Origin of the sequence: Nostoc sp. ChiSLP03a (assembly GCF_034531215.2) — a bacterium.
Lineage (GTDB): Bacteria > Cyanobacteriota > Cyanobacteriia > Cyanobacteriales > Nostocaceae > Nostoc.
In genome coordinates this window covers 1-23785 of the sequence record NZ_JAVRBQ020000038.1, presented here as the reverse complement: position 1 = coordinate 23785, position 23785 = coordinate 1, and the positions used below count along the sequence as shown (strand labels likewise).

Here is a 23785-nt window from a genome sequence, read left to right as displayed (position 1 = left end):
ATGTGAAGTTACACATATCTAGATCCCCCTAAATCCCCCGATAAATTGGGGGACTTTGATATGTTTTTCTGGTTCCCCCCTTTATAAGGAGGGCTAGGGGGGATCGAATTCTATGCAGCTTTATAAAAAATTGGTATAAGACAAAGTTACTAATTGTCTTAAATTTGGTGTAATGTTTGTTGTCGCCTCGGAATTTAGTCTAATCCTGTTTCTAACAGGCTCCATCACCCGATTTAAATCGCGGGGTTGTGTTTGTGGTTGAAATAGACCGTCTTGTTCCCATTTATCCACATCTAAACCGATCGCCCAAGCATTTAACCATACTCCTTCCGGGAACATGCCTAATTTTTCTGGCATAGTATCTTCAATTGCTAACAAGAATAAAACTTGAGCAAATTCTTCACAGACTTCTAGGTTTGCTATTTCATCGCTAATCAGTTCTTCATCAGTCTTATTAGACTGTAAATTCCGTGTCCGTAGTTCATCTAGAAAAGGTAATGACAAATGATCTATATAATCGAATGTCAGCTTATGCAATGATTTATTTGACCAATCATCAAGTAAATATTCTACTTGCTTGACAAGTCCAATCATCTTATCCAAAATATTCTGCATTTTGGCTATTTTTTCGGGATGAACGAATAACGAGTTAAACATCACTGACATCACATAACCCCATCCCAAGGTGCAATCCCACACAAATTTGATGCCACCAATTAGAGGATTTTTACCAAATACTTGATAATTGAATTGAATTAGTGAAGATAGAACTTCATGGAATGACAAGAACAAATTATTTGCTTCATCTACTATTTGGGGCGTAAGTTTACCATCAAAATCTAATTTAATCAGTTCTGTGGTAATAGTATTGGCATGACCAATCATATCAGTTCCAGGCGAATATAAAGGGTCTGCGAAAGTACCAGCTTCACCAATACAAGACCAACGATTGTTAGAAAAAACTTGATTCGATGAATAACTGTAGTTCGGCATTTTTTTGAAGTCAGTTAACTGCCGTTCTGTGAGATGTTTTGCTAATGCTGGTTCATGTTTTTCTAACCAGTTTAAAGCTTTTTCCTGGGTATGAAATTCCTCAAAGGGCTGAATATCTTCTCTAGCTACAATACCTATACTTGTATATCCAGATGATAAAGGTATAAGCCAAACCCAATATCCTTTACCTATTAAATGGTTAGTGGAATAAAAACGCATTTTGTTAGGAACACGATTATGCCACTCTTGTTCAGTTTCTGGTACTAAATCTGCAACATCAATACGTTCATTAATCCGAAACCAAGCAGCATTATATTGTTTTTCGTTGGGTTTTTCTAGACCAAGTTTTCTCTGTATATAGCGACGACGACCCATCGCATCAATTACCCAAAGAGCTTTAACTGCTTGAGTTTCTTTTGTGTTGTTCTGCTTATAATACACAGTGTGAAATTGTTCATTGTCTGCTAGCGTAATATCTTTGACGGAACAATTTTCGAGTACTGTGATATTAGCTGCCACATTTAAATCGCGTAAATGTTGTTCAACAACTCCCCTATCGATTTGGAAGGAGTGGGGTTCGTGAAACTGCGATAATCCAACTTCGGAACGGTCTTTGAATGCTCCTTCGGTATTACCGTGAAAAAATCGCAATCCTAACTTAATATAATGCTCTTCCTCAAAGTATTTACCTAGCTGTAAAGTATTAACCAGGTAGTAAGCCCCAGCTTCAACTGTTGATTCTCCGACTTTAAAGGCTGCAACTGGCAATGGACTTGATAGTTTGTCAAGAACGAGGATGGAAATATCTGGCATATTTAGCTTTAATTGTCTTGCCAGACACATTCCGGCTAAACCTCCACCACAGATAACAACATCGTAATGATCTAAGTTTTGGGGATGCGAAGACTCTGGTTTATCTACTAATTGAGTAATCATGATTTTCGTAAAATAAATACTGGATAAATGGAAGTGTGAGTTTAAGAATTTTTCAGGTAAGGCAGATGGGAAGAGCGTTAAGTAAATCAGTGGAAATAAATCAAGCTATATTACAAGACATAAATACGCTTGAAACTCTTACCAATGACTAATGATGACCATATCCCTGGAGTGCCAACTGATTTTGAATCTAGTGAAATACTTGGTAATGTGGGTGGAGAGGCGTATGCGTAATCTCAGAAAATCTATAAAATATGCACGCGTTGTAGATGTCGTGGCGAATTTGCTAAGAAGGGATTGCGACCATGTAACAATGCATGATTGTCGGCGATAAGAATATCTCCTTCTTGCCATTGGTGTGCGAAACAATGTTGTGGTAAATAAAGCCTAGCGATCAAATCATTGAGGAATTGGTCTGGCTTTCCAGATGCTAAACCTGAAATCTCCAGAAATAAAGGATTGAGATGCACACTATCCTCATTTAGTGGTTCTGCAAAACGCAGTATGGGATTACCAGTAATGGGATGCTGACTAACAAGGGGTGCTGTAATTTTGCCACCGTAATGAGCTAGTTTTTGAGTTTTATAGGTAATGTTAATCTTTTGCCAGGCTTGGCGTTCTTCAGGAGTGGCATTTTGCAATACTCTGGTTGTGTGACAGAACAAGCTTTCACCACCGCTTCCTGCGCTCGGTGCTTGCAGACATTGGAAAAATAGAAAGCTAGGTACTGCTTTAGCGAATGCACCATCCCAATGAAATGGAACATTACCAGTTGTAAATAGATAATTTTGGGGGTTGTCGTGGACAATAAGGTTGAGTACTGTACCAAAATCCCAAGTTAGGAGTGTTCCCCAATTGGTGCAATAATCTGGCAATACTTCTTCTTGCAAGGATGAAAAGCCACGTAGAACAATTAGGCTGTGCTCCCAAGTAAGCTGACGTAACTGTGGGATTGATAATTTTCGGATATCGGATTGTGGTTCAGTAGCTTCAAGTAGTAAGCCGAAGGGAGATAAAGGCTGACTATTGAACTTGATTGATGTTTGCGGATTAGGTGAAATTGCGATCATGCTGCCTCTTGTGTAGAAATTGTGGTGATAAATTGTGATATGTCTGCAACCTGGAAATGACTAGGGCGATCCTTGTGCCAAATTAGAGAAGCATCGGCTTTTTCTGCTTGGCTACGTTTGAGGAGTAGGAATTGATTACCGTCATGGACTACGGCGTTATGCCAAGGTGTACCCCATTGATCTAAGGTTTTGATCATGTGGATACCAATTTTTTCTGAATGGAAAGGTTGGGGATGAATGGAGAAGCGTAAGGCTTGAGGGAATTGCTTGGCGACTAAAGAACTCCAGGCGTTACTACGCTGAATCACGCTATAAGCAAGTTCTTTGCATTCGGTTTTGATTTGATTACGGGTTTTGAATGGTTGTAAAGCCTGATAATCTTCGCAGAGGAAGCGATGAATACCATTGAATAAATTACGATAATTTAAGTCAGTCTTGACTAAGAGGCGGAGATTTTCCAGAGATTCACCATACTCAAGGACTATTTTCTCTCGCATTTGATCGAAATTTAGATTCATTAAGACGTCTTCTAAGTTAAATAAGGCGATCGCATCTGCATTAATTTCATTGATGATGTTTCTAATTTCCCGTCCGTAGGTAGTCACATTCTCATCACTAACGCAGACAAGATCGCTAAATACTCGTCCATCAGAGCAAATTGTAATCTCAGCGCCAGGAGCATAGATATCTCGGATTTGCACACATAATGATTGAAGAAATTGTAGTGCAACTCGTTCACCCATATCGGGTAGGGAACTCAATACTTTTTTTTGATTTGGTGATTTAGCAGGAAAAGCAGGAAGAATAAAGTGAATTGGCTTTTCTCTTTCAATAAAATACTGGATTTTTTGCATATGAGGAGCCAGACACAATGGACAAGGTTTTTGTCCACAAGGCTCTGTATGTGATATTAACCGACGATGATGAAAGATATGCTGAAGAATTTGTTCTCCGATTGCTTGGGTATTAGTATGAGCCATTTTTGTAACATCCTGGAGAAATTTAAAAAAAGTAATTTGGCTTAGGCAACTATTACTGTTTGAAAATGCTGAAAATTTCAGCATTTTCAAACAGTAATTGCGAACTATTTTATGTATTCAAAAAGAGTAACTTGATGATTTACAAATCCTAGTTAATTTATCTTGCTACACCATGTTTGGAGGATTTTTGACAACCAAGCATTGTTTTTATTTCGTGCTAATTACTATAGACCTGCCTTGAAAATAAGGCAGGAGGCAGTGTTTCGACTACGCTCAACAATCAGACAGGAGGCAGGAGGCAGGAGGAAAAGACATTTTCATTGTTCCTTGTGAACGCAGCTCATGAAGTCTCTTGCAAAAATCAAAAAATCAGGAATGTCATTTTGAACTTAACGCAGGAGGGAGAAAAATTTTACCTGATGTTTCGCTCCGTTCAAGATGACAATTTAAACGGTCTTATGACTTCAATAATTTAATGGTAAGCTCTACGCTTGATATTTACAATGAACATTTTTTTGATAAGATAAACAATTCTTTCGGTTTAATTTTTATCTACTTAATTGTTCTTTTCTCCAAGTTTGAGGAGTTTTATCATGATGTTGACGAAATTGACGGCAAAAATGAGCTGTATGATGATAACCTACTTTAGCAGCGATACATACCACTGTTTCATCTGTTTCTAGTAACAAGGTACGTGCTGCTATCATCCGATATTGAATAATCCACTGTTGGATAGATTGACCAGTTTTGTTGCGTACAAAATTAGTCAGATATGCCGCAGAATAACCAACTGCCGTGGCTACATCACTGAGACTTATCGGGTGACAGTAATTAGTTTCGATAAATTGAAAAACCTCTTTTAATTTGCAATCAGATTGAACGGTGTTTTGTATCTTAGATAATTGTGTTTCTGAGAGATTTTCATGCTGTACGATGAACTCTTGCCGGAGGATATCTCTTTTTGTTAAGCAGGTGGCGATCGCTCGCAATAATTCGTCTACTTGACAAGGTTTAGTAATATAATCATCTGCTCCTAATTCCATTGCTTTACGGATATCAGCCCGACTACCCTGTTCGCTGACAAAAATCATTGGCATAGCAGCTGTAACAGAATTCTGGCGGAGATTTTTGAGGATACTAATACCATCAAGCGTAGGGATTCTAATTTCACTGACAATCAAATCTGGTAGCTGTTCTTTTGCCAAATGCATACCAATTAGACCATCTTCAGTATCTATAGTATCAAAACCTTTTGCTTGTAGGTTTTCTACAAAAAGATTACGAGTTGAAGTTTGATTTTCTATTATCAAAATTTTTTTCATATCGCCAAATAACAACCTTGATTTCATAATTACTTTTACTGCTCAAGCAAGTCAATTTTTCCCTAAAAAGCCACAATGATTTTTAAGCTTATTAAGTTATATTGCGGTTCACAACCTTGTGAGGTACGTTTTTAAATCTGCTTAGTTTTCTAGAAAATAATTAGGTGTACCTCAGTTGCTTAGGAAACGCTATATAGAAGAGCAGGAAGTAAAAAGTTATAATCCTTCTTACCATCTCCATTACTTAAAATTACAGAAACAAGAGATGTTTTTTGAGCTAAATTCATATACTTAACGCCGTGTGCGACTTTTAGAAAACTCTTATTTTACAAGCATTCCAAAAATGAGCGATTTAGATAAAGACAAATGAGCGACTTAGATAAAGACAAAACACTCAACAGCAGAATATAGACTATGACTAGGTTTTAGTATTTTGCAAAATATTAAGTCGTACATCGCGTTACTTATATATTCGGTAGCAGACTGTCAGATTATGCAAATTATTGTTTAATCATTACATTTTTTAACAAATAACATCCATCCGATCGGACTAGACAACTCAAACTTGTGGAAAAATGGGCACAGACGATGACAAATGAAGCAACGCCGGAGCCAACGCCTGTTGAGCCGGAAAGTTTTACAGAGCAATCTGGGCAAATTTACATTGTTAATAGATTTGTAGTAACTGCTCGAAACTCAAAAGATAGACATATAATAAATACTATAAAACAGACCTGTAGGTTTTGTAATTTATGATACTAATAAAATCTAAACCACGGGAACGAATATTAACAACTGCTACCACGCTTTTCTATGAAAAGGGTATTCATAATGTTGGTGTAGATGAGATAGTAGCCAAATCTAATGTTGCCAAAACGACTCTTTACCATCATTTCGCCTCTAAGGATGAACTGATTGCCGAAGTCATGCGTCGCAGAAGTGAACAATGGCAGCAATGGTTATTTGAAGCCTTAAAGCAGCATCATGGTAGCCTGAAAGAACGGCTAATAGCTATTTTTAATGTTTTAGAACAGTGGTTAGTCATCCATGAGTTTCATGGTTGTCCCTTTAGTACCGCAGCAGCTCAATTAGGTGATGTACAACATCCCGCCTATGAATTTTGTGTAGAACCGAGACAGATCCTTTTTGCCCACATTACCCATTTGGCAAAGGAAGCAGGCCTCTGCAATCCAGAAAGTTTCGCACAGCAGATGATGCTTTTAATTGGCGGAGCTATTTTTACAGTCAATATGGAGGGAACCTCAGCCATTACCACAGTAGGGTATGCTCGTCAAGCAGCGATCGCTTTGCTGTCTGCTCACGAACAACTAGAACTGAATTAAACAGTAAATAAAAACTTTTGAAAACGAACCTAATCATAGGGGTTTCAGCCCTTTGAATCAGGAAGCAAACACCATTATAGAGCGATGTCTACAACGGGCTACGTTTACGCTTGAAGGTAACTAGTACCGCAAGGCGGAATTAAAAATTAAAAATGAATACAGCATAAGGGTTTTGTTGATTTGGAATAATTGGTTTATTTCCGCCGTGTTGTACTAGGGATATTGTTAGAAATGCTCAATTTAACGTTGTTTTGTGAGTTTTGTGATATCCCTGGTTTTAGCTGAAATGTCCAGATGGTAAGACTTATAAAAAACTTTTTGGTTTACTGATTAAAGATTTAATTTTGATGGCAATAGTCTTAGTTAAGAAATTTAGAGCCATAGCTTATGTTAGAAACAGAAAATGAGTCTTATAATTCTAAACAAGCTCCCAGCAGTTCCATAGAACCTGCTGAAATTGACAACTCTCAACTCCAGCTATCTCCCCAACAGTCCAAAAAACCACGTCTCAAAATTGTTAAACCCATTATTTTTGTAGCAGCGATCGCGCTCCTTGGCAGCTTAGGATACGTAGGGTATCGTCAATTTTTATATAAACCGCAGCCCAACGGTTTATTTCTCAGTGGTCGAATAGAAGGCTATGAAACTGATATTTCTAGCAAGACTGGTGGCAAAATTGGCGAAGTTGTGGTCAGGGAAGGAGATATTATTCAACCAGGACAGCTATTAGTAAAGATTGACGATACAGATTTGCGCGCCCAACTACAGGGAACCCAAGCAAAGATTAATGCTGATAAACAGCGTTTAGAATACGCCCGTCAGCAAATACCAGTTCTCCAAGCAGAATTAGACCAAGCTAATCTCATTACCCAGCAAGCCAAACAAGAAAGCGAAGGTCGAGTTTTAGAGGCAAAAAATTCTTTAGCAGCAGCCAAAGCTGAGTTAGTAGAAGCCCAGACAAATTTAAAACTAGCCCAAGCCGAACAAAACAGGACGAGAAATTTATATAGTCAAGGTGTGGTATCAGCTCAACAACAAGACCAAGACAACGCTAAAGCTGAAGCTGTCAAAGCTAGAGTAATGGTTGTGCGTCAGCAAATTGAAGCCGCCCAAGGCAGGCTGACACAAGCCCAAGCAACCCTACGCAACACACCAATTCGAGCAACAGCAGCATTACAAATCCAAAGACAAATCGCCCAAGCCCGTAGTAATATTTCCCTAGCCCAACAGGAAGTATATAACGCCCAAGCAGCTAAAGCTCAGATAGAAGCTCAATTGAATTACTTGGTCGTGAATAGTCCGATGGCTGGTAATGTAATTACCCGTTCTGTACAACCAGGAGAAGTAGTTGCCGGTGGTGCGCCATTATTGACATTAGTCAATCTCGACCAATTGTATTTGCGTGGATTTGTTCCTGCTAATGAAATTGCCAAAGTCAAACTAGGGCAACAAGCACAGATTGAACTTGATGGATTTACCAACCAACCACTAGAAGCAACAGTAACTCGCGTAGATCCCAAAGCCAGCTTTACGCCAGAAAATATTTATTTTCAAGAAGACCGAGTTAAACAAGTCTTTGGTGTAGAACTGACTTTAAAAAACCCCCAAGGTATAGCCAAACCAGGTATGCCAGCTGACGCGAGGATTTTGTTGCCACAAACACAGGCGTCTAAATGATGAAGGATGAAACTGTAACAACTAAATCTGTATCGCCATTGCAGCCTACTCTTACCCGTGTTATTTCCATTCGCGATCTCCAACATTGCTACAAGCAACAAAGTCATAATGCTGTAGATGGTATTAATTTAGATATTTATCAAGGCGAAATTTTTGGACTGATTGGCCCTGATGGCGCAGGCAAATCTACAACATTTCAGATTCTCTCAGGAGTCATGCCACAAACGAGTGGTATTGTTGAGGTCTTGGGTTCCCAACCCCGGAGTAGGCGTTTGCAAATGGGCTACCTCACCCAACGCTTCAGCCTCTATCCAGATTTAAGCGTCCTGGAAAATCTCCGCTATGCTGCTGGTTTACGAGAAGTTAGTGAAGCAGCTTTTAAAACGCGGAGTAAATACTACTTGGGTTTGTTGGATTTGGCACGATTTCAAGATCGTTTGGCGGGTCGTCTTTCTGGTGGGATGAAACAAAAATTAGGGCTTTGTTGTGCCTTAATTCATCAACCACAAATATTGCTATTAGATGAACCTACTACAGGTGTAGATCCAGTATCGCGTCGTGAATTTTGGGATATTCTCGCCCAACTGGCCGTTACCCAAGCAATGACTACAGTTGTGGCAACACCCTATCTTGATGAAGCTGAACGCTGTTCGCGTATTGCCTTAATCTACGAAGGCAAAATTCAGCAATGTGATACAGTCGCTCAAGTCAAAGCAAGTCTGGGCGTGCAACGTATTCAAGTTTTCCTTCCCATCGACCAGCTAGACCAAGCTGAAGACATTTTAAAACAAAATGCGGATGTTAAAGATGTGCTTACAGATGTCCAACGCTTCGGAGATCATTTGGATGTGCTGACACCGCAACCTAAACAGGCAAGCCAGGGGATTCGGTCTGTCTTAGAGCAACAACAACTGCAATTAGAAAGTTTAGTTCTTGATACTCCAACCTTAGAGAATACCTTTGTGGCTCGTTTGCGGGAACTCAAAGGCGATATTCCCACGATCGCTTATCCTCGGCTACAAAAATCAGCATTTACATCTAGCATTGCGATTAAGGCAAATAATCTCAGTAAAATATTCGGTAACTTTCACGCCGTCAAACAAATCAATCTGGAAATTAAATACGGTGAAGTCTTTGGTTTATTAGGTGCCAATGGCGCAGGTAAGACAACCACAATTAAAATGCTGTGTGGCTTACTCAGTGCCAGTTCTGGACGTATGGCTTTGGCAGGAGAAACGGGTGAATTACGAAGTGCCAAAGTCCGGCAACGTATTGGCTATATGTCTCAGAAATTCACTCTTTATGATGACCTGACAATAGAACAAAATCTAGAGTTTTATTGTGGTATTTACGGTATACCTCCTCGTTATCGCCGTGCAAAAAAAGACTGGGTATTGCAAATGAGCGATCTAGCTGGCAAGGGAAATCTACTGACTGCCGATTTACCTGGGGGTTGGAAGCAGAGAGTAGCTTTTGGTGCCGCAGTCATGCATGAACCCAAAGTTTTGTTTTTAGATGAGCCAACTTCAGGGGTTGATCCATTAGCAAGAAGGCAGTTTTGGCGGCTAATTAATCGATTTGCTCAGGAAGGAATGGCTATTTTAGTAACTACTCACTATTTAGAAGAGGCAGAACAGTGCCATCGTCTTGGATTTATGGTAGCGGGGGAAATTGTCGCCCAAGGTACACCACGTCAAGTCAAAGCCGAACAACCGGGACAACTGGTGGAATGGGAATGTGAACCTTTGCAAAAAGCTTCGGATTTCCTCAAGCAGAAATTAGAAAATTGGCGAGTTTCGATTTTCGGTTCTCGTTTACATACTATTGTCGATCGTGCCGATCTAGAGATTCCCCAAATTCAAGCTTGGTTATTTGAGGCGGGTGTTTTCGTTCACAACTGCCAAAAAATCGAGTTTTCTTTGGAAGACGTATTTATTAGTGTGGTGGCGCAAGCACAACAACGTGGTTTAAGTGTGCTGGATGAGTAAGGTAATTGGTTATTAGTCAATAGTTATTCTCCCTGCTACTTATTCTCTATTCCCTGTCCCTTCTCTTTGCAGTTGCTACAACCGGGGGAACCTTGGCAACGAACGCACTGCTTTCTGCCGTCTGCCTTATTTCTTAAGAGGTGAATTATTGATGGTGAGATTAAAACGTATATTTGCCCAAACTCTGAAAGAACTACGACAGTTGAGACGCGATCGCCTCACTGTGGCTTTGGCTTTGGCATTACCAATCTTACTATTGCTGTTGTTTGGGTTTGCTGTATCGCTGGAAATTAACAAAATTAACCTTGCTGTCCAAGATTTAGATTTAACTCCTACCAGTCGGGAGTATATTGCTACCTTTGAACGCACCCAAAAATTTCATATTGTTGGCCAAGCACCAAACATCAAAGTTTCCCAAATGCTAGATCGGGGTGAAGCCACCATTGGCTTAATTATTCCTCCTGATTTTTCTCGTGACTTACTAAGGCGAGGAAGTATCGGCACAGTCCAAGCCTTAATTGATGGTAGCGATGCCAATACTGCTAATATTGCTAGGAGTTATGCTAAAGCTGTTACCAATGCTTTTGTTGGGAATCTGCACAATCAACCCTCTCCTGTAGCTGTGGATGTGCGATCGCGTTTTTGGTATAACCCTGGCTTAAAAAATTTAAAATACATTGGCCCTGGTGCGATCGCGATCGCTTTAACGTTATTTCCACCATTACTAGCCGGTTTAGCAACAGCTAGAGAACGAGAGCAAGGTACAATTGTCCAAGTTTATGCCTCTAGCCTCACCAGCATAGAGTACCTATTGGGCAAAGCAACGGCCTATTGGTTAGTAGGTATGGTAGAGGTTGTTTTAGTCAATGCGATCGCTCAAGTTATATTTGGTTTGAGGTTCGTAGGCGATCCCACTCCTTTATTAGTTGGTTCCACACTATATATTGCTTGTGGTGTTTTCTGGGGTATTTTTATTGGTAGCAATGTTCAATCACAAAGCGTTGTCATTGAAGCAGTGAATATTTCTGCATTTCTTTTATCACTGTTAATGTCTGGCTTTATCTACCCCATTGCTAATATTCCTTTTGCTTTGCGCTGGATATCTAATATTGTTCCATCTCGATATTATATTTTGCTGACACGTGATGCCTTCGTTAGAGGTATGGGTTGGTCTGCGATTTGGTATGCGGTAGTAGCTTTAGGATTGCTAGCTATTATCTTTTTTTTCCTGGCATGGAATAAACTACAAAAAATGCAAGTGGAGACTTAAATGCTAACAATATTTACTAACTTATTAAACAGCATTTTTGGTAGTCGATTGTGGGCGCTATTTTGCAAAGAAGTCGCCCAATTGCTACGTAATCGCCAATTGGTTTTTACAATTGTTGTTTCGCCTACTGTCTTATTACTCTTATTTGGTTTTGCATTTAATCCTAATCTCCATAATCTAAAAATTGGAATTACTGACTATAGCAAGAGTAATACTTCACGGGAATTTATTGAGGTTTTTCATCAAGCAAATGCTTTTACAATTAATGATAACTATGTTAATCAGCAATCGATGATAGATAGTTTAGCGATTGGTAAATTATCCGTTGGAATTGTGATTCCCACCGAATTTACTAATGATGTTGTTCGTAAACATACAGCTTCAGTACAAGTTTTATATGATGCGGTAGACGCTAATACAGCCCGGATTGCTTCTAGTTATATTAATGAATTAATTAATGATTATAATTCCCGTTATTTACAACAACCATCATCAACATTACAATCTCGACAAGCCCAAATTCAAACTTCTATCCTCTACAATCCAGGATTAAAAAGTGCTTGGTTTATCGTTCCTGGCATGATTGGTGTATTACTCACCGTGGTTGGTTCTCAAGCTGCATCATCCTTAGTCGTGCGTGAAAAAGAAATAGGCACGCTAGAACAATTACTGATGACACCAGCTTCTAGTACAGAAATCATTCTCGCTAAAATTGCTCCACTTTTACTATTACTCACATTTGATATTTTCGTTGCTTTAACTGTAGGAAGAATAGTTTTTAATCTCCCATTTCAAGGTAATTTTCCAGAATTTCTGTGCATAGCAGTATTGTATTTTTGGGTGAGCATTAGTATTGGTATATTTTTAGGAGCATTTGCCAAAAGCGAACAACAAGCACAATTATTGGCTTTCTTTATTATCCCATGCTTGATTCTTCTTTCTGGTGCGCCTAGTCCTACTTATACCATGCCTTCCTTTATTCAATTGCTTAGTTATTTAGACCCTTTACGTTATTTTGTGGAAGTTTGTAGAGCAGTTTTACTCAAAGGTGTTGGTATCCAAATATTGTGGTTTCAGGTATTAGTTTTAATAGGTTTTGCAGTAATTTTAACATTTCTGAGTATTCGTCAATTTCGCAATCAATTACAATAATTCCTGCTGTAAATTTTCCATTGATATTTATGCCGCTTCAGTAGGAAACCAAGCCTGTTGCTATCTCAAAATAAGCGAATGTACAGTCATATAGTTCAACACCGCTGGATAAAGGCTGAGGTTTAGCTTCAGTATTATGGGAATATATAATTCAAAATAGACCCCACTGCCACATCAGCAACAGTGAACTCATTGTCAAGTAAAATAGGGTTGCTTACTGAAAATTTCATTTAAGGAAGTCAACAAGCGGGGCATTTCCCGTTCCCGATTCTCCTCTCCAAAAATCCCTAGGCCAAGGGCAATACGGTTCAGCTAAGGCTAAAACTCTGTTATCAAAGTCAATTTTTTAACGAACCGCCAAGGCGCAGAGGACGCAGAGAGAAGAAAAAAATGCTTAACCCAAGCGTATTGAGGCTAAGGGTAGCATTGGCAAACAACACCCATTGGGAAAATAGAGCACTTTCCTCTGGTGAAAGTGGAGTTTTACTATACTTATCGACAAGATACAACAAAATTGCGCCAGATTCCCAAAGCTGAAAATCCCCATCAACAATTGCTGGAACTTTACCAAATGGGTTAATTGCTAAACATGCAGGTTGGAGGTGTTCGCCCGCCTGCATATCAAGCTTAACGAATTCGTAGGGAATTCCTAATTCCTCTAAATACCAGTGGACAATTGACGCTCGACTACGAGCGCCACCGTAAAGTTTTAGCATAATGACTTAAAGCACTTTATGAGTGTGAGAATGCTGTTTAATATTGTCTTCTTTGGTGACAACTCTGGCGGCATTTAAAACCCGTTTCCGCTCAATTGAATATTTAAATTCAGTGTAGTTTGTACCTAAGGGAATCAGAGATTTTGCAGATTCACGACGCTTATAGGTACGAGCTGCTGCAAATACCCGTGGTACAAATTCTTCTCCAAACTGAGCCGACTCTGGAAAGCCATCTGGTAGCAGTGGTGAATCGCCATCCAGCACAGATCCCAAAGTTGTGGCATGAGCCAGCTTATAGGAGGTAGGAATGCCCTTTAAAAGCGCTTCCAAAGCCGCAGAGGGAATCGGTTCTATAACTTCGATTTGATAAACTTCTCCATCTTCTTTGACGAAGCAGGTTGCCAAGCCGATCGCAATATAATCATCGGTTGCTAAATCAGGAGCATTGGGATAGGAAATTGCAGTTGTCATCAGAAAATTTCTCAAAATTTAAAAATTGTAATTTAGGGAATAGGGCATTGGGCATTGGGCATTGGGCATTGGGCATGGGGCATTGGGAAAGAGGAGGCAGGAGGCAGAAGTTGTGCAATGTTTGAATTTTGAATTTTGAATTTTGAATTGATTTCTCCCCTGCTCCCCTGCTCCCCTGCTTCCTCATCCCCTCTTTAACGAACGGCTTGTTGGCATTCTACCAATTTGCTGCTCTCACTACTTGACTAGTCTTTAAGATTAACGTCTGCTATTTCTGGAATTCATCTTCGGGATCGAGTATCTATGAATAGGTTTGAGGAGCAATTGTTTATTTAAAGGGTAGATTTCTACTGGTGTGAGTAGTTTAAATCTCAGTCTTAAGATGGCTTTCAAGTAACCATAAGTACCTTGAAAATAAAGATAGTGGTAAAACCACCAGCCTTAAAGAACTAGACTTTTATTTAAAAAAGCAGGGATTTCAAGCAGGGAAAGATGAATATTCACTCATTTTTAGCTGACGATGACCATGTTTTAAATAGTACAAGCAAACTTCAAGAGCAAAGGAAAAGCGATCGCAGCGAATATATTTTTGGGGATAGCGACTTGCGCTCTTGTGCTTTGAGGTTGGCTCAACAAGGAGATTATACCGAAGCGATCGCACTTTTAACCCAACTAATCTGCCGCCATCCCGACAATGCCGTTGATTACAACAACCGGGGGCTAATTTATTTCCAAAGTGGCCAAAGGCAAAAAGCGCTTTACGACTACAACACTGCCCTTAAACTTAATCCGTATTTGGCTAGTGCTTATAATAACCGCGCAAATTACTATGCAGCTTGTGGAGAATTGGCAGTAGCACTTGCCGACTACGATCGAGCGATTGATTTGAAGCCTGACCATGTTCGGGCGTGGGTTAATCGAGGCATTACCTGGCGTGATTTGGGGGAATACGAGGTGGCAATTGAGAATTTTGAGCTAGCACTGCTTTTTGGTCAACTAGAAAGTCATATCTGGGCGGAACGCGGCAGAACTTACCATCTTTGGGGCGACTGGAATTGTGCGATCGCTGATTATCGTCGCGCCCTTACTCAACTGTCCTCTCTTGACAACAATAAGGATATTACTAGTTGTCGCTTGCGTTTACAACTCGAAAACTGGCTAAACGAGCTGCTATCAGAATCAGCGTCCTAATTGGTAGATTAGTCCTTTTTGCAAATTCAAGATTCAAAAAGTAAATTCTTCATTTTGAATTTTTAATTTTGAATTTTTAATTGGAGCGTAACGACGCTGTATCGCTAATGACTCATAGATGAAAACTACATAGCTATTCAAAAATTAGCTATTAATCATTACTTATTAGCAATAATATAAATTAACACCCGGTTTATACGTAGCCTGAATCACAATAAATCTAAATAATCCCAAATTTGCCATTTATCTTAGGGTGATGAGTCTGTTTGCTCATCTTCTCGGCGATCTTGATTCATCAACACGATCTGACGCTGGCTGGGATCGAATCGGTATCCTTGTCGTTGTCTAATAATTTTAGCTTCTTGGGGATCAAAGTTACGGCTAAATTCCGCCTGTAAACCATTGACGTGTCCTTCCATCAGCTTGACTTCAGTACTCATTTCTCGCAATTTTTCTTGCTGTAACCAATGATAAGGCAAGAGTTGTGTTAAGGCAGATGCTGCAACGGCTGTAATTACAAGATTGACCGCTATTTTGGCTGTGCTTTCCAGTGCCATCACTTTGTAAGAACGTTGACGAAGATGCCGCTTTGGTCGAGAAATGACCCGGCGTTTTTGTATAGGTTGTAACGGTGGTTTGGAGGGTTGAATCGCGTTCATGATGCTAAAAGATAACCTCGCTTAGTGAAGGGAAACACTATCAAGAGTGCTGAGTTATGAGTGATGAGTGATGAGTGAGATTTCCAACTCAGCACTCAGATATCAGCACTCCTAAATGCTTGATTTAGCTGTCATATTACTTCATTTTTTTGAAATAGCTACAAGTGTCGCACTAGTTAAAAAATAACCTGGCTTACGTAAGTGCAAGGTTTCTAAGTATTTATGACATAAAGCCATAAAGTCTGAAAATTGCACCCCGTACTGCCAGGATTATTAGCTTTTCAACTGTGTCACATCGGAGCCTTATTTGTAAAGTTCTGTGGCTAATCGCCAAGCTAGAACTCCTGGAATCAAGGCTACAACTAGAGCGATGTAGACTTGAGTATCTGAGATGGAAGATATCTGAGCAATGTACAGAGTATCTAAGATAGGCATGGCTGAAAACCTCCTAACCTGAATTGATTTTGAACAGTTCGTTTACTACTTTTCCTTGTTTTGCCAGAATTGTGGAATATCTTGTTACAAGATGCAACAAAAGCAGTTATTAGTCAGTAGTTCTTATTTATTCTCTATTAAAAAAATTTATAAAAATTATGAATTTATATCTGGGTATCGACTTCGGCACATCTGGCGGACGCGGTATGGTGATTGACGAGGAAGCCTGTTGTATTCAGGCAGAGGTGCGATATCCCTTCCACGACTCACCAAATGCCGTTACGCCAAAAATTTGGCAGGAGGCTTTGTTTGCGTTGGTGGAACAAATACCTGAGCAATTGCGGCGAGAAATTAAAGCGATCGCAATTAATGGTACTTCCTCTACCGTCTTGCTGGTCGATGCTGCTGGCAACCCAACAGATGCACCATTGCTGTACAACGATGCGCGGGGATCGGTGGTACTAGAGCATTTGAGGAGTATTGCACCCCCCAATCATACCGTGTTGAGTGCCACCTCTAGCCTAGCCAAACTTTTGTGGATGAAACAATTACCTTCTTTTAGTGAAGCTAAATATTTCTTGCATCAAGCAGATTGGCTGGCGTTTCTCCTACATGGACAGTTGGGAATTAGCGATTATCATAATGCTTTAAAGCTGGGTTATGACGTGGAAGAGTTGAAATATCCAGAATGGCTAGAATTGTTGCAAATACCAATTCAGCTACCCAAAGTTTTAACTCCTGGGACTCCCATTGCCGAATTACGTCCTGAAATTGCGGACAAGTTCGGTTTAAGCCGTGATTGTCTGGTGTGTGCGGGTACAACCGATAGTATTGCTGCTTTTCTTGCCAGTGGGGCAAAATTACCTGGTGAAGCCGTGACTTCCCTTGGTTCAACGTTGGTACTAAAGTTGTTAAGTTGTACCCGTGTAGAAGATGCCAGATATGGAATTTACAGCCATCGGTTGAGTGATTTGTGGCTGACTGGGGGTGCTTCTAATACTGGGGGTGCAGTACTAAAGCAATTTTTCACAAACCTTGAGTTAGAAAGCCTTAGTCGGGAAATTGATGCTTCAATTGCCAGCGAGTTAGATTATTATCCGTTGTTGAAGGTAGGCGATCGCTTTCCGATTAACGATCCCAATCTACCCCCACGCTTGTCACCACGCCCAGATAATCCAGTAGAATTTTTGCATGGGTTGTTAGAAAGCATTGCCCGCATAGAAGCGCGAGGGTATGAATTATTACAACAAATGGGAGCAGACAAATTGAGCCGTGTTTATACTGCTGGTGGTGGTGCGGCGAATGATACTTGGACTGCAATTAGGGCACGTCATTTGCAGGTTCCTGTAGTAGCGTCAGCGTACACAGAAGCTGCTTACGGGACAGCACTGTTGGCGATGGGGAATGGAAGAAGCGTTGAAAAAGAGTAATTGTGTACTTAGTATTTTTGTAGATATCTTCTAAATCAGTATCTATCCCAGTGACAATCGACATATCTCGGCCGATACTGGGATGATTAGATACCGGACTATAGATTCCAGGTTCATTATCTGGGCAGCTATTCGGGGATGGGTGCTTCGCAGCAAGCGAATGTCATCGATCCCCTTTACTCATTACTGGTATAAATTTTGAGGTAATTAGAAGAAAATCTAAAGGTTCTTGAAGAAGGTTTGATCGGCGCGATCGAGATTATCATCTAGAGAAAAGGTAAGGCTGCGGATTCGGATTCGATCGCTTCTAATATTTACTTTGCCCCATGCCCCTCGGTAACAAAGCATAGTGGTTGGCATGGTAACAGAGCGTAGTCGAAGTGCAGCCTCTCGTAGATAAGTGCTGCTTTTCTGCCTCTTGTGCCCAATGCCTAAACTATTTTTCTCTACGTACCAGCATTTGATAAGTTAGTACATAATCTGAAACAATAACAGTAAAAGCAGAGAGGGGATTAAGTTGAGTCACAATCCAGATGCCATAGCCCCCCACGGTGGACAGTTGGTTAACCGTATCGCTACACCAGAACAAAGAGCAGAGTTTCTCTCAAAAGCTGACTTTTTGCCACGAGTGCAACTTGACGATCGCGCGGTTTCCGATTTAGAAATGATTGCGATCGGTGCTTTTAGTCCGCTGACGGGTTTTATGAACCAAGAAGACTACGATCGCACTGTGACAGAAATGCGATTAGCTAACGGTCTTGTGTGGTCAATCCCGATTACACTATCGGTAAGCGAAGAAGTAGCTTCCTCGTTGCAAGAAGGCGGCTTAATCCGTCTGGATAACTCCAAAGGCGAATTTATCGGAGTTTTGCAACTTACGCAAAAATATCATTACGACAAAATCCGCGAAGCAATAAAAGTCTACCGTACTAATGATGTCAATCATCCCGGCGTACAGGTACTCCATAACCAAGGTAATGTACATCTGGCGGGTGATATTTGGTTGTTGCAACGCGAACCTCATCCTCAGTTTCCCAGTTACCAAATCGATCCAGCTGCCTCACGGCAACTATTTCAAGATAAAGGTTGGAAAACCATTGTCGGTTTTCAAACTCGCAACCCCATCCACCGCGCCCATGAATACATCCAAAAGTGCGCTTTAGAAACTGTTGATGGTCTATTTTTGCACCCATTAGTCGGGGCGACAAAAGAAGATGATATCGCCGCTGATGTGCGGATGCGCTGCTATGAAATTTTGCTGGAACACTACTACCCTTTAGACAGGGTAACTTTGGCAATTAATCCCGCCGCAATGCGCTACGCTGGGCCTCGTGAAGCCATCTTCCATGCTTTAGTCCGCAAAAACTACGGCTGTACTCACTTTATCGTCGGACGGGATCATGCTGGTGTTGGTGATTATTACGGCACCTACGACGCTCAATATATCTTTGATGAATTTGAACCAAGTGAATTAGGCATTGTGCCGATGAAATTTGAACACGCTTTTTACTGCACGCGCACTAAGCAGATGGCAACATCTAAAACCAGTCCCAGCAGGCCAGAAGAACGCATTCACCTATCAGGGACAAAAGTTAGAGAAATGCTGCGGCGCGGTGAGTTACCTCCACCAGAATTTTCTCGTCCAGAGGTAGCAGCAGAGTTAGCACGGGCAATGCGGATAGAAGTAACGGTTTAGGGCATTGGGGATTGGGCATGGGGATTGAACCTTCAATTTTGAATTTTGAATTTTGAATTTTGAATTTTGAATTGATTTCTCCCCTGCCCCTCCACTCCCCACATTTTTGTAACTTTACAATAGAGAGTTCAGCCCTGTAAGCTGCTAACTGAATAGCTGAGGGCTGATAGCTAATTATGAAACGTCGCACGTTTTTAGAGAGAATTGGCTCAATACTCGCGGTATTGGGGATAACTGAAGCTGAGTGGTTGTCTTTAGGAAATCGCTATTATCAAGCTTTGGCACAACCCAGTCCGCGCAAGTTGGCATTGTTAATTGGTATTAACCAATACCCAAAAATTCCAGCCCTCAGTGGTTGTCTGACAGATGTGGAACTACAAAGAGAAGTTTTGATTCATCGCTTTGGTTTCCAAGGGTCAGATATCCTAACCTTAACTGAGGAAGAAGCTAGTAGGGAATTCATTGAGACGGCTTTTTTAGATCGCTTGAGCAATCAAGCTAAACCCGATGATGCGGTCTTCTTCCACTTTAGCGGTTATGGCAGCCGTGTCAAATTGGAAACATCTCCTGAGACAATCCAGAATGCTCTGGTGACAGCTAATGCCAGTTTTGATTCACAAGAAGCGAAAATAGTCAACTATATATTAGAAGAAACTTTACTGCTATTATTGCGATCGCTCCCTACAGAACGAGTCACAGCAGTATTAGATACTAGCTATTATCCGCCAACCCCAGTATTAGGATTAAAAAGTCGCGCCCTTCCAGAATCAGTAGAGGCAAAGCTAGCAGCAGAAGAACTCGACTTTCTCCAACAACTTAAAACTCAGAAGTTACCCAGCACGCCGATTGTCTTAGCAGCTACCTTAAATCCCAAGCAGTCGGCGAGGGAAGAACTCTTTTCTGGTTTTAGTGCTGGGTTATTTACCTACGCCTTGACGCAGTATTTGTGGGAATTCACCCCAAATACCAAAATTCAAGTTGCCCTCTCGTATATGGAAAATTCTCTATCCAAATTGGGTAGTAAACAGCAACCAGGGTTATTAAGTAGTCAAAAAAATCAACATTTAACGTCTCTACCGCTAGACAGTATTATTGGTGCAGAAGGCGCAGTGACAGCCATTGAAGAAGACGGTAAAACAGTCCATCTGTGGTTAGCAGGATTACCGCCACAAGTGCTGCTATACTACGGAGTTAATTCTCGATTTACTTTAGGAACAACAAGAGAAGAATTAGTATTGCGATCGCGGACTGGGTTAACAGCAAAAGCGCAAATTTCCCAAATAGAAGGTGCAAATCCCCTACAAATCGGGCAACTTGTCCAAGAAGCAGTCCGGGTTTTAGCCCGAAAGATCCATTTAATAATTGCTTTAGATACTGGATTGGAAAGAATTGAGCGTGTAGACGCTACAAGTGCCTTTGCTGCATTTCCTCATGTCTCCACCGTAGTTGTCGGAGAAAAACCAGCTGATTATTTATTTGCCAAACTACAGCAAACACCTAGTCGCTATGGTCTATTTTCTCTTAGTGGCGAACTAATTTCTAATGCCACGGGGGAAGCAGGAGAAGCAGTAAAATCAACAGTGCAAAAGTTAGCGCCAAAATTATCAACTTTGTTAGCAGCCAAGTTATGGCGACTGACAGAAAATCAAGGTTCTTCTCGCTTGGCTCTGAAGACAACCTTAGAAATAATTAACAACAGATTGCCTCGCGTTATCATGCAGCGCGAAACAGTACGAAATTTCAAAACAGAAACTTCGATTCAAAAATCCCTCCCGACTCCGATTATCCCTATCGGTAGTCAAATGCAATATCGGGTAGAAAACCAGAGCGATCGCCCAGTATATTTAATCTTGCTGGGATTAAACAATAATCATACAGCGATCGCCTTCTATTCTTGGGAAACTCCCCAAGAACCAAACACCGCAGACACCAAACCTCTGCTTAAAGAAGTTGTCATCGCTCCAGGTGAAACTCTCATCCTACCCCAAACGAATACTGCTTCCGAATGGATGATTTCAGGGCCAGCTTCTGAGTGCGAACACCAACTGATTTTTAGTACTGCCCCCTTTAACGCTACTCTCGCCGCGTTGAACGCTGCTAAGTATTCCACAGGCGAACAAGGGCCAATTGGCCCATTGTTGAATTCCTTAGAAGTTGTACAGGCCTTGCTACAAGACTTACATAACGCTAGTGCCTTCAAAACAGAGATGAACGTTATAGCAGCCGATTCACATAGCTTGGATGTGAATAATTGGGCAAGTCTTAGCTTTAGTTTTCAAGTGCTGTAAGTTATATCAATTTGAAAAAAGAATGGGCGTTGCATAATTGCGGGATGATTTCGCAAGTTATAAAATCTCCCCCCCTGCAACGCCAGCACCCCCTGCCTCCCCTGCCTGCCTAAATTCATCCCTCTGTTCTGCAACGCCAAAGAATGCAACAGATACATACGGACATACCTTTGTGATGTCTGGCTTTCTTAATTTTGAATTTTGAATTTTGAATTTTGAATTGGTATTAGTGCCTCTACTAAAGCCTGATTTTGCTCATCTGTCCCAACAGTGATGCGTAATTTATCATCTAATCCAGGCTGCTTGAAGTAGCGGATTAAAATTCCCCGTTCCTTCAGTTTTTGATAGAGATATTCTGCATTTCCTTCTCTTGGCTGCGCCAGCAAAAAGTTAGCTTGGGAATCCCAGATGTGAAAACCTAATTGTTTCAAGTCTGTTGCTAACTTAGTCCGTGATGCTTTAATCTTGGCTACACAAGCATTTTTATAAGCTTGGTCAGTGATGGCAGCCGTACCAATTGCACAAGCGATCGCATCAATGTTATAGCTATCCTTAACCTTAAACAATCCCTGCAACAGTTTGGGATTTGCCACTCCAAAGCCCAATCGCAATCCTGCCAACGAATATCCTTTAGATAGTGTCCGAATCACGATAACGTTTTCGTATTCCTTAACCAAAGCCAATGCATTCTCTTCGGTAAAATCTATGTATGCTTCATCAATCACTAAAACTCCAGATAACTGGCTGGCTAATTTTCGCAAATCATTTTTTGCCACCACATGTCCCGATGGACTATTGGGCGACGCAATAAAGGTCACAGCCCCATTGGCAGCAACTAATTCGTCCTTTGGTAAGCCGTAATCTTTGCTGTAGGGAATCTCAATAATTTCCGCCGCTTGCATTTGTGTCAATGTCCGATATAGCACGTAAGTAGGCATCGGATAAACTACTTTTTTCCCAGGTTCAGCACAGGCTCGAATCACCACACTTAACAATTCATCACTGCCATTGCCGACAATTATCCAATCACTAGGAACTCCTAAAACTTTACTTGCAGCTTGCCGAAATTCTCCCCCAAAAGGTTCTGGATACCGCCGCAACCATTCACCATCAATATTCCGTAGCACAGCTAATGCCGCAGGCGAAGGAGGATAGGGATTCTCATTGCTGTTAAGTTTAATAATCTGTGTACCACGTTGAGGCTGCTCGCCAGGAACATAGCTAGCCATTGCATCAACATTAGAGCGAAAGTAGTTGGTCATAGAGCATGGTAAATTGGGTGGAATGTCTACGACGGGCGTAGCTGCGACACCTTATGGCGTATCTTAAGCAAATTTCAACCCGCAATTTCTGACGATATCGTTTTTTGTCGTTTACATCAGAAAATACGGCTTTATAAATTACGAATTACGAATTATAAAAATATGTTAGATAAATGGAATCCAGAACTATATGAACGATTTCAAGCTGAAAGAAGTCGTCCATTCTACGACTTGGTAAATATGATACATCGGCAAGAAAACTTACGAGTTCTCGATTTAGGATGTGGAACCGGAAAGTTAACGAAATATCTGCATGAAACCTTAGCAGCACAGGAGACTTTAGGGATAGATGCTTCTGAGAAAATGCTGGAAAAAGCGCGTCAGTTTACAGGCAATGGACTGCGGTTTGAGCAAAGACGGATTGAGGAAAACCCAGAAAATGAGGAGTTTGATGTGGTATTTTCTAATGCGGCATTGCAGTGGTTGACGGAACATGAGGTTTTATTTGAGAAATTGCGGGCAAAACTGCGGCCTGGTGGACAGCTTGCCGTACAAATACCAATGATGGATAGTGAGCCAGTGCATCAGATAGCAATTGAGACTGCACAGGAATTCAGTCAAGAATTAAGAGGATATGTGCGGCGTTTAGAGGTACTTCCTCCAGAAACATACGCCCGAATGCTTTATAAATTGGGATTTGTCAAGCAGGAAGTCAAGCTTCAAATTTATGGGCATGTGTTGCCCTCACGAGCAGCCGTAGTGGAGTGGTATAGCAACCGCCAAGGCGGTTAAGCCGCTGTGTGAAGCACAGCTTCCATCGCATCTCTCAGACAGCCAAATTGAATTATTTGCTTACGAATTCGGCTTTTTAACCATGACCAACATCGCTCAATTTTGTTAAGCTCG

19 protein-coding genes and 2 pseudogenes are annotated in these 23785 nt (G+C 40.9%); 10 read left to right on the top strand and 11 right to left on the bottom strand.

All coding sequences use genetic code 11. The features are described 5' to 3' along the window. Positions 1-120 precede the first annotated feature (120 nt). From RMY32_RS05990 to RMY32_RS05975, 4 genes are all read right to left on the bottom strand, one after another. The gene (locus RMY32_RS05990) at positions 121-1929 is read right to left on the bottom strand and encodes an NAD(P)/FAD-dependent oxidoreductase (protein ID WP_322715138.1); all 1809 of its coding nucleotides are present in this window, start codon (positions 1927-1929) and stop codon (positions 121-123) included. A gap of 245 nt (positions 1930-2174) precedes the next feature. Beyond that, positions 2175-2999, bottom strand: a complete 825-nt coding sequence (locus RMY32_RS05985) for a TauD/TfdA family dioxygenase (protein WP_322715137.1) — start codon at positions 2997-2999, stop codon at positions 2175-2177. Then, a complete protein-coding gene (locus RMY32_RS05980) occupies positions 2996-3979 on the bottom strand; it encodes an isocyanide synthase family protein (RefSeq protein WP_322715136.1) in 984 nt (327 codons plus the stop codon). The genes RMY32_RS05985 and RMY32_RS05980 overlap by 4 nt, the downstream gene beginning before the upstream one ends. A 548-nt stretch (positions 3980-4527) precedes the next feature. Beyond that, positions 4528-5328, bottom strand: a complete 801-nt coding sequence (locus RMY32_RS05975) for a DNA-binding response regulator (RefSeq protein WP_322715135.1) — start codon at positions 5326-5328, stop codon at positions 4528-4530. A 725-nt stretch (positions 5329-6053) separates the two neighbouring features. On the opposite strand from RMY32_RS05975, the gene RMY32_RS05970 reads away from it, so the two are divergent. The 5 genes from RMY32_RS05970 (at position 6054) to RMY32_RS05950 (ending at position 12731) form a co-directional block, all read left to right on the top strand. Beyond that, positions 6054-6644, top strand: a complete 591-nt coding sequence (locus tag RMY32_RS05970; protein ID WP_322715134.1) for a TetR/AcrR family transcriptional regulator — start codon at positions 6054-6056, stop codon at positions 6642-6644. A gap of 387 nt (positions 6645-7031) precedes the next feature. Beyond that, positions 7032-8321 carry an HlyD family secretion protein gene (locus RMY32_RS05965; protein WP_322715133.1) on the top strand — a complete coding sequence of 430 codons (1290 nt, stop codon included), beginning with the start codon at positions 7032-7034 and terminating at the stop codon, positions 8319-8321. Further along, on the top strand, positions 8321-10309 hold the full coding sequence (locus tag RMY32_RS05960; protein WP_322715139.1) for an ATP-binding cassette domain-containing protein: 1989 nt from the start codon (positions 8321-8323) through the stop codon (positions 10307-10309). The genes RMY32_RS05965 and RMY32_RS05960 overlap by 1 nt, the downstream gene beginning before the upstream one ends. 151 nt (positions 10310-10460) lie before the next feature. Continuing rightward, positions 10461-11579 (top strand): ABC transporter permease, encoded by a 1119-nt coding sequence (locus tag RMY32_RS05955; protein ID WP_322715132.1) that lies wholly within the window; start codon positions 10461-10463, stop codon positions 11577-11579. Beyond that, a complete protein-coding gene (locus RMY32_RS05950; RefSeq protein ID WP_322715131.1) occupies positions 11580-12731 on the top strand; it encodes an ABC transporter permease in 1152 nt (383 codons plus the stop codon). Between the two features lie 60 nt (positions 12732-12791). On the opposite strand, the pseudogene RMY32_RS05945 reads toward RMY32_RS05950, so the two are convergent. Together RMY32_RS05945 and RMY32_RS05940 are read right to left on the bottom strand one after the other, a co-directional pair. Next, positions 12792-13447: pseudogene (locus tag RMY32_RS05945) on the bottom strand (glutathione S-transferase family protein). Positions 13448-13453: 6 nt separating this feature from the next. Further along, positions 13454-13918 (bottom strand): hypothetical protein, encoded by a 465-nt coding sequence (locus RMY32_RS05940; protein WP_322674349.1) that lies wholly within the window; start codon positions 13916-13918, stop codon positions 13454-13456. Between the two features lie 492 nt (positions 13919-14410). Here RMY32_RS05940 and RMY32_RS05935 point away from each other — a divergent pair, with 492 nt between their 5' ends. Further along, positions 14411-15109 carry a tetratricopeptide repeat protein gene (locus RMY32_RS05935; protein WP_322715130.1) on the top strand — a complete coding sequence of 233 codons (699 nt, stop codon included), beginning with the start codon at positions 14411-14413 and terminating at the stop codon, positions 15107-15109. A gap of 248 nt (positions 15110-15357) precedes the next feature. Here the strand turns inward: RMY32_RS05935 and RMY32_RS05930 are convergent, their stop codons facing one another. Beyond that, the gene (locus RMY32_RS05930) at positions 15358-15768 is read right to left on the bottom strand and encodes a hypothetical protein (protein ID WP_322715129.1); all 411 of its coding nucleotides are present in this window, start codon (positions 15766-15768) and stop codon (positions 15358-15360) included. A 303-nt stretch (positions 15769-16071) separates the two neighbouring features. Then, positions 16072-16161, bottom strand: coding sequence for a photosystem I reaction center subunit XII (gene psaM / locus RMY32_RS05925; protein ID WP_040630342.1), 90 nt, complete (start codon positions 16159-16161; stop codon positions 16072-16074). Positions 16162-16361: 200 nt separating this feature from the next. Between psaM and RMY32_RS05920 the strand changes: the two genes are divergently transcribed. Next, the gene (locus RMY32_RS05920; protein ID WP_322715128.1) at positions 16362-17633 is read left to right on the top strand and encodes an FGGY-family carbohydrate kinase; all 1272 of its coding nucleotides are present in this window, start codon (positions 16362-16364) and stop codon (positions 17631-17633) included. A gap of 219 nt (positions 17634-17852) precedes the next feature. Here the strand turns inward: RMY32_RS05920 and RMY32_RS05915 are convergent, their stop codons facing one another. After that, a complete protein-coding gene (locus tag RMY32_RS05915; RefSeq protein WP_322715127.1) occupies positions 17853-17993 on the bottom strand; it encodes a hypothetical protein in 141 nt (46 codons plus the stop codon). 157 nt (positions 17994-18150) lie between these two features. Here RMY32_RS05915 and sat point away from each other — a divergent pair, with 157 nt between their 5' ends. Both sat and RMY32_RS05905 read left to right on the top strand, forming a co-directional pair. After that, complete coding sequence (gene sat, locus RMY32_RS05910) at positions 18151-19329, top strand: sulfate adenylyltransferase (RefSeq protein WP_322715126.1); 1179 nt, start codon at positions 18151-18153, stop codon at positions 19327-19329. A 176-nt stretch (positions 19330-19505) separates the two neighbouring features. Next, positions 19506-21617, top strand: a complete 2112-nt coding sequence (locus RMY32_RS05905) for a caspase family protein (RefSeq protein WP_322715125.1) — start codon at positions 19506-19508, stop codon at positions 21615-21617. A gap of 188 nt (positions 21618-21805) precedes the next feature. Here the strand turns inward: RMY32_RS05905 and hisC are convergent, their stop codons facing one another. Next, entirely contained in the window at positions 21806-22879 is a 1074-nt protein-coding gene (hisC, locus tag RMY32_RS05900; RefSeq protein ID WP_322715124.1) for a histidinol-phosphate transaminase, read from the bottom strand. A gap of 162 nt (positions 22880-23041) precedes the next feature. Here hisC and RMY32_RS05895 point away from each other — a divergent pair, with 162 nt between their 5' ends. After that, entirely contained in the window at positions 23042-23671 is a 630-nt protein-coding gene (locus tag RMY32_RS05895; protein WP_322715123.1) for a methyltransferase domain-containing protein, read from the top strand. On the opposite strand, the pseudogene RMY32_RS05890 reads toward RMY32_RS05895, so the two are convergent. Further along, positions 23668-23785 (bottom strand): annotated as a pseudogene (locus RMY32_RS05890) (IS630 family transposase); the annotation flags it as partial. The gene RMY32_RS05895 and the pseudogene RMY32_RS05890 sit on opposite strands and share 4 nt — an antisense overlap.